The 6,000-nt window shown below is 58.7% G+C and carries 7 protein-coding genes; 6 read left to right on the forward strand and 1 reads right to left on the reverse strand.

The window, feature by feature from the left end; genetic code table 11:
* The first annotated feature begins 52 nt into the window (after positions 1-52).
* The 5 genes from CCR95_RS26295 (at position 53) to CCR95_RS06545 (ending at position 2,832) form a co-directional block, all read left to right on the forward strand.
* Entirely contained in the window at positions 53-712 is a 660-nt protein-coding gene (locus CCR95_RS26295) for a TauD/TfdA family dioxygenase (protein ID WP_201092900.1), read from the forward strand.
* Positions 660-851, forward strand: a complete 192-nt coding sequence (locus tag CCR95_RS06530) for a sulfur relay protein DsrC (protein WP_201092902.1) — start codon at positions 660-662, stop codon at positions 849-851. Before CCR95_RS26295 ends, CCR95_RS06530 begins: the two co-directional genes overlap by 53 nt.
* Before the next feature lie 22 nt (positions 852-873).
* The gene (locus CCR95_RS06535) at positions 874-1,593 is read left to right on the forward strand and encodes a hypothetical protein (RefSeq protein ID WP_201092905.1); all 720 of its coding nucleotides are present in this window, start codon (positions 874-876) and stop codon (positions 1,591-1,593) included.
* A 78-nt stretch (positions 1,594-1,671) separates the two neighbouring features.
* Complete coding sequence (gene cas6, locus CCR95_RS06540) at positions 1,672-2,358, forward strand: type I-MYXAN CRISPR-associated protein Cas6/Cmx6 (protein ID WP_201092907.1); 687 nt, start codon at positions 1,672-1,674, stop codon at positions 2,356-2,358.
* A gap of 135 nt (positions 2,359-2,493) precedes the next feature.
* Complete coding sequence (locus CCR95_RS06545; RefSeq protein ID WP_201092909.1) at positions 2,494-2,832, forward strand: TusE/DsrC/DsvC family sulfur relay protein; 339 nt, start codon at positions 2,494-2,496, stop codon at positions 2,830-2,832.
* Between the two features lie 136 nt (positions 2,833-2,968).
* On the opposite strand, the gene CCR95_RS06550 is transcribed toward CCR95_RS06545, so the two are convergent.
* The gene (locus CCR95_RS06550) at positions 2,969-4,834 is read right to left on the reverse strand and encodes a SufS family cysteine desulfurase (RefSeq protein ID WP_201092911.1); all 1,866 of its coding nucleotides are present in this window, start codon (positions 4,832-4,834) and stop codon (positions 2,969-2,971) included.
* A 299-nt stretch (positions 4,835-5,133) separates the two neighbouring features.
* Here CCR95_RS06550 and CCR95_RS06555 point away from each other — a divergent pair, with 299 nt between their 5' ends.
* A complete protein-coding gene (locus CCR95_RS06555) occupies positions 5,134-5,475 on the forward strand; it encodes a hypothetical protein (RefSeq protein ID WP_201092913.1) in 342 nt (113 codons plus the stop codon).
* The last annotated feature ends 525 nt before the right edge of the window (positions 5,476-6,000 follow it).

A 6,000-nucleotide genomic window follows, 5' to 3' on the forward strand; every position in this document is an offset into this window, starting at 1 on the left:
GTCAACGTTCACTAATATAATCGTTTTCTTATATTCCTGGGCGCCTCTCCCGATGCGGAACCCATTCGACCTCGCCGACGAAGCCGGCTATCGGGAGTGGAGAGCCCGCAAACTCTCCTGCCATCCGGCCAGCCTTCGTGACCTGCACGTCCCCATTGAACCTCTGGAGCGACCGAGCGCGGCGGAATGCGTCGCGCCCGTCACCTCCGGCCAATCTCCAGGACGGACGATTCGACCCGACAGCATCGGCCCCGTCTTCTCGGTTCAAGTTGGCTGCCTGCATCTACGGTATTCGTCTCGCGGGCGCAACGTGCGCTGGCGCGAGTCACCCGCGACCGATGCCGCGAGACGAGCGTTCGAGCAGTTGTTTTCACAAGCAAAGGACTTCACATTCAATTTAAGGATGCAATCTGGCGACGGCGTGATCGCACACAACGTATTACATAATCGCTCAGGATTCACCGAAGACAGACATGCAACCGAACGACGCCTGCTCTATCGAGTGCGCTATCTCGACCGGATCGCCTATGCGCCAGACACGCAACCGGCTCGCATGTCGCCGAACCATGAACCCGCCCCAGCAACCTCGATCCGACCGACTGGTGACGGCGTTTATTTTGAATCATTAACACCACGAGTAGGAGCGGTGACGGTAAACCATGCTAAAGCTCAGCGAAATCCTGGTCGCCAATCAAGGCATCGAATCCTTTGATGAACTCATCCCACTCGTGCAGGCCATTGCCCGCGGCGGCGAGCGCTTTTTCCGAATGGACGTAAAGCCTCCCTATCCCGACACGCCCGAGAACTGGGAAGATCGACTTGAGGCCGCATTCAGTGGACTTATCCGTTAACCCCGGCCTTGGGCATGCCGTCATGAAGCAATTCGAACTCCTCGCCACCCGACTCTCCGATCAAGCCGCCGACTCGATTGTCAACCAGGGTCTCGAAGCGGCCACGCTAGAATCCCATTTTCAGATCCTGACCGAGCAGATGATGCATCTTGAGCGGACCGGGGCGACCCTGGATCGCGTGGCCGACTTGCATCTGCAGATGGCCCGAACCCTGGTCAATCTGGATCGCGGCGAGGACGCCTGGCCGCTCGGGCGCGCGGCGCTGGATCATTTCATCGCAGGGGACCAGTTCGAACTTGCGGCGGACGCCTGCGATGTCCTCTTTCAGGCCAATCAACCCGACTCGATCGCCGCGCTCGGGCAAGGGATCTGGCTCGCGGTCACCTGCCCGATCGACCCTGAGTTGACCATCGAACTCCTCAGCCATGTCATCGACGAGACCCCCGACGACGCCGATGGTGCCGCCGTCGCGGCGACCACTGCGCTGTTTCTCGCCGATGTCCGAGCACATGGCCGACAGCGCGAAGATCTGATGTTCTTCGCCACCCAATTGCTCGGCAACGTCGCCCGCCGCCACAGCGGCGTAGACTCCCGCGAGCAGTTGGACCATTGGATGGAGAAACTGGAACTCAAGGAACCGGAGAAATTTCTGGTGCGCCTGCGCAATGTGGTCGATGTACTGGTCCAGGATGTCTGGTGGTTCGACCGCGAAGCGTTGCAGGAGCGTTTGCCGTTTGGTTAAACCGCGTCCGGCGTGGCATTGCCCGGACTCGGTTTAGCGCCAATCGCTTTCACCACCTGCTTTTCCATGAGACGAATCATGTTCTGGAACGAAGAAGAAAACCCCGACGAAATCCAGGTACCTGACGACATCGTCGACCTCCTCTTTGCGATCGACTGCAAGCGTATTCCGGTGGACCACGCGCACCTGCTCTCCTCGGCGCTCCAGGCGGCGTTGCCCTGGATCGCGGATGAACCGGGCATGGCGTTGCACACCATTCATGTTGCGGGATCCCAGAACGGTTGGGAACGCCCCACGCACGGCACCGATTCTGAGCTGATTCTCTCGCGCCGCACCAAACTGACCATTCGCGCGCCCCGCACGCGGATCGACGACATCCTGGCTCAACTGCCCGGCATCCGCCTCGAACTCGACGGTCATCCGCTGACCGTGGGCGTCGGCAAGATCAAGCCGTTGTGCAAGGACGCCACCCTCTTCTCCCGTTATGTGGTAACCGGCAACGACGCTCGGGACGAACAGGAGTTTCTTGAGATCGCCGTCCGCGCCCTCTCCGGGATGGGGGTCCAGGTGCGCAAGGCGCTCTGCGGCAAAACCACGGCGCTCGCCACCCCGGACGGCCCACTCCAGACCCGCAGCCTGATGCTGGCGAGCCTGACAGCGGAGGAATCGATCCAGCTCCAGCAGACCGGGCTTGGCAGCCATCGCCTGATGGGATGCGGGATCTTCATCCCGCATAAGGGGATCGATTCGGTCAAGCACGGGTAGCGATAAAAATCGTTTTGATGACGGCTCCATCATAAAATCATAGAATTCGCGGGCTTTGATCAAGCCTTGAAACATTCGCTCCGGTCATGCAGACCATGGCGCACTGACAATAATGACGAAGAGGAGAAGCTCATCATGGCCATCGAGGTCAATGGCAAAACCATCGCGACGACCGATAACGGACATCTGGAAAACTATGCCGACTGGAATGAGGATGTCGCGCGCAAGCTGGCGGAAATCGAAGGGATCGAACTGACCGACAAACACTGGGACGTGATCAAGTATCTCCGCGAGGAATATATCGATAACGCCCAGAACCAGCCGATGGAACGTGTCGTGCTCAAGGACATGGGGAAACTCTGGGGCTCCAAGCCGACCAGCAAGGATCTGTACACCCTCTTTCCGCTCGCGCCGACCAAGCAGGGCACCAAGATCGCGGGACTGCCGGCGGTGATGCGCAAGGGCGGCTACTGAAGCCGACTCATCGCTTCGACCGAACTGTTCGACCGCGTCAAAAGGCCGGCGGATCGCCGGCCTTTTTTATTGCCCGTTTACGCCGTTCAAATGCCGCACCAGCGTCTCTGAGGAGCTTGACGGCATCCTGTCAAGATCATCCGCCAGACATCGACGAGTCCAGGCTTAGAGCAGATTGACGAGAGAGGTTGCGAAGACGCTGTACCATCGCGGCCAAACCATTGCGACGGGACATGCTCAGATGTTGATCGAGCCCAAGCCGGGCGAAGAAGGCGTCCGTGTCGAACGCTAAAATCGCGGACGCGCGCTGCCCCGAATAAAGCTGTTGCAACAGTGCGATCAGGCCGCGCACAAGATTGGCATCGCTATCGGCCAGAAATTCGATGATGTCGCCCGAGCCCGGCCTGACCCGGGCGGCAATATGCACCGTGCTCTGACAACCCTGAACGGAATTGGCCGCGGTCTTGAGCGTGTCAGGCATGAGCGGCAGCCGATCGCCCAAATCGATGATGTACTGGTGGCGCATCGGCCAATCGGGCAGGAAAGCAAAGACCTCCGCGATGTCATCGGCGGCGGCCTGAGGCGACTCAGCCACGGCGACCGGGTAGATCCCTTCCGCCTCGACATCGGCTGATGCGACGACGGCGGTCAGTGGCTCCTGTGCCATGCCCGAGCCAGAACCAACCCCGATATTGGCAACGGTCGCACGGGTTGTATGCCTGGCACGATCAACGATGTCGGCCACCGCACCGGCAAGCCGGTCGACGTCTTCCAACGTATTGTAGACGCCCAGAGAGGCGCGCGCGGTCGAGGCAATCCCGAGCCGATCCATCAACGGCTGGCAGCAATGATGCCCGGTGCGGATGCAGATACCCCGCAGATCAAGCTGCGCGCCGATATCGAGCGTGGCGATCGGCGGATCGGTCAACACCCAGGACAACACCCCGCTTTTGCGCTGCGCCGTCCCCTTGATCTCCAGCCCCGGAATAACGGACAGACGCTCGGTAGCGTGACGCAGCAGGGTCTGTTCGTGAACGCCAATGCGCGCAAGCCCGATCGACTCGACCCAGGCGATGGCCGCCGCCAGACCAACCGCGCCGGCAATGTTCGGGGTACCTGCCTCGTATTTGCTCGGGAGCGGCGCATACGTGGTCTCGGCAAAGGTCACCCGTTCGATCATGTCGCCGCCGCCCTGATAAGGCGGCATGGCGTCGAGCAGATGGCGCTTGCCGTAGAGCACGCCGATCCCGGTCGGTCCGTAGATTTTGTGCCCGGAGAAGGCGTAAAAATCGGCATCGAGCGCGCGCACATCGGTGATGCCATGCGCGACCCACTGTGCCCCATCGATCAGTGCCAGGGCGCCCGCGGCATGCGCCTCGGCGATGATTTCGCGCACCGGATTGATGGTTCCGAGTGCATTGGAAACCTGATTGACCGCGACCAGCCGGGTCCGCGGCGAGAGCAGACGGCGATACTCGTCGAGCAGGATCTCGCCCGCGTCATTGATGGGGATAACCTTGATCCGGGCGCCGGTAGCCCGCGCCACGATCTGCCAGGGTACGATGTTGGAGTGATGCTCCAGGGTCGAGAGGAGAATCTCGTCGCCGGGCTTGAGATTGGCCGAACCCCAGGCGGAAGCCACCAGATTGATGGACGCGGTCGCGCCACCGGTGAAAAGACACTCGGCTGGCTCGGCGGCAGTCAGAAAGCGTGCCACGGTCAGACGCGCGTTTTCGTACATCCGCGTCGCGGTCTGCGAAAGTTGATAGACACCACGGTGGATATTGGCATGATGATGGCGATGATAGTCGCTGACCGCCGTAATCACCGTCTCTGGCTGCTGCGTACTGGCCGCGCTATCCAGGTACACCAGCGGTCGGCCATTGACCTTGGTGCCGAGGATTGGAAACTGGGCACGCACCGCATAGGCATCGAGAACTGCGGAGGTCGCTCCGGCAGGGAGGAGCGTCGACTCATCGGGAGAGATAGGCAAAGGTTTCATGGTCAACTAATTCTTTCGAATAAGCAAAAATTCAAGCCCTCTTGCGCCATGCAGGCAACTCCTGTCGCTTGCGAACGACGGCTCGGGCGGAGAGAGAAGGTCGGTAGGCTCCTGAGGGCGAAGCCAGGCCGGCGACAGAACCTGAAATGGCTGCGGCATGGAACCCAGTATGACAGTTGGTTATCATGAAAGGAAGAATCTCAAGCGCATGTCGAACCGTCATTCCAGGCGATGAATGTGCCGGCTCGCCCATATCACGGTCAACCATTGGAGGCTGGCGGCTGGCCGCCCTGTCTAGCATGAACGACACCCCTGCTCCACTCACCGATCTACGTCGACGTGTCTCCAGCGCGCGCACGCTCATTCTGGACGTTCTGACCGAACTGATTGGTCCAGTCGAACTACGCTACGACTTTTATCGCGAATGGAACGGCTGCTGGAAGGTTCGGGTCGACCTGAGTCAGCCAATTCGTGGCCAGATCGAGTTCACCCTGCTGGACACTCCCGGCGGCGGCATGCTGGCCCTGCCGCGGCCTTTGCCGGAACGCTGGCGGATCGAGACCGGTATCATTGCGAGTGACGGCACTCGCTGGAGCCTGGACCAGGCTGGAGCCCTTGTGACATTTCCACCGGCTATCTAGTTCTACTTTGTTAACTTTGACTGTCGCATAAATTAATGAATTTTAAGTTATTTTTTATTAGGCGCAATAAATCTTCATTTACTATGCCCCTATTGAAGATAGATGTTGGCGGTTTATGGGTGATTATAGGCGCTCAACGCGCCACTAGAACCCTATTGTTTATGTGTATTTTTGTTTATTATCATAAAATTTAAACACTTAAAGATTTTTTGAAGGTAACAAAGTAGAACTAGCTGTAGGGCTGTAGAGGCGAGTGAATTCGCCCCTAGTGTGCCCGGCATGGGCCAAGACTTGCGACCTGCAAAGAGGTCGCCGGAGAGAGTGACGACAACCGTAGTGAAGCGCAAGGCGGACGCCGCGAGGCCAAGCTGAAAGAAGCGTGGATCAAAGGCACGACCGTAGTTCTACTTTGTTAACTTTGACTGTCGCATAAATTAATGAATTTTAAGTTATTTTTTATTAGGCGCAATAAATCTTCATTTACTATGCCCCTATTGAAGATAGATGTTGGCGGTTTATGGGTGA

It is taken from the genome of Thiocystis minor, from assembly GCF_016653465.1.
In the GTDB taxonomy this organism is placed as follows: domain Bacteria; phylum Pseudomonadota; class Gammaproteobacteria; order Chromatiales; family Chromatiaceae; genus Chromatium; species Chromatium minus.